We start from the raw sequence: 1171 nt of genomic DNA, 5'->3' as shown, positions 1-1171 counted from the left end.
CAACATCAAAAAAGCTTTTTTTGGACCTATGGGTCTTGTATTTCTAATATTAGGCTTTGTAGCTATTCAGCCTGACCTTGGAACGGGATCAATTATTTTTGCTATTGCTGTTACCATTATGCTATGTTCGGGAATCTCTAAAAAAACCTTTTTCCGCATGCTAGCACTAGGTATCATTTTGCTTACGGTAATTATTACGATTGGTTTTTTTACAGGTCAGTTTACTGCCAATCGAATTGGCCGTTTTACCGGTGCATCAGATCCGTTTACCAATGCTCAAGGAACCGGTTATCAGCTGGTTAATTCATATTTAGCAATAGGTACAGGAGGCTTAAAAGGCCTTGGTTTAGGAGAAAGTGTACAAAAGTATGGTTATCTTCCGGAGCCCCATACCGATTTCATTATGGCTATTATTGCAGAAGAATTAGGGTTCTTTGGAGTTATGCTCGTGCTGGGCCTTTTAGGCTTCTTAATTTTCAGGATTTTAATGCTGGCTAAAAAATCTCAGGATCCGTTTGCTAGCATGATTTGTATTGGAGTAGCCAGTATGATAGGTATTCAAACAGGCATTAACCTTGGAGGACTTACGGGACTCATTCCGATTACCGGCGTCACGCTTCCGTTTATCAGTTATGGAGGGTCTTCGCTGCTAACACTGATGGTATCTATGGGAATTATTGTAAATATTTCGTTTTTCGTAAATTATCAAAATAAAAAACAGAAAAATACGGAAAATATTGTGCTACATCCGAACAATACATCAACAACAAGCGATTGATTTTCGTGAAAAAATTGTGTAAAAAAAGCAAAAATTTATTGGAATTTTATCATTTTCCATTGATTTTTGCTTTTCTTTTATCCAATTTTGCTATATATTGAAGTTTATACGAAATTGAGAGGAGATTAGCAACATGAGTTTTGTAACTAAAAAAATCAAAAAAGTATTAGTAGCAAACCGAGGAGAAATTGCGATTCGTGTATTTCGAGCATGTACTGAACTGAATATTCGGACTGTTGCAATTTATTCTAAGGAAGACGCAGGTTCTTATCACCGTTACAAAGCGGATGAAGCCTACTTAGTAGGAGCGGAGAAAAAACCGATTGATGCTTATTTAGATATAGAAGGCATCATCGACATTGCTAAGTCTCATGATGTAGATGCTATTCACCC

2 protein-coding genes are annotated in these 1171 nt (G+C 36.7%); both read left to right on the top strand.

What is annotated here, in order from left to right:
• Window positions 1–778: FtsW/RodA/SpoVE family cell cycle protein (locus tag AC1DRF_RS28780; RefSeq protein ID WP_477742410.1), on the top strand; the 778-nt coding region annotated here is incomplete at its 5' end.
• 133 nt (window positions 779–911) lie between these two features.
• The coding region (locus AC1DRF_RS28775) for a biotin carboxylase N-terminal domain-containing protein (protein ID WP_477742409.1) at window positions 912–1171 on the top strand (260 nt) is incomplete at its 3' end.

This window comes from Priestia sp. P5_B4 (assembly GCF_056400385.1).
This window is presented reverse-complemented; position numbering and strand designations above follow the sequence as displayed.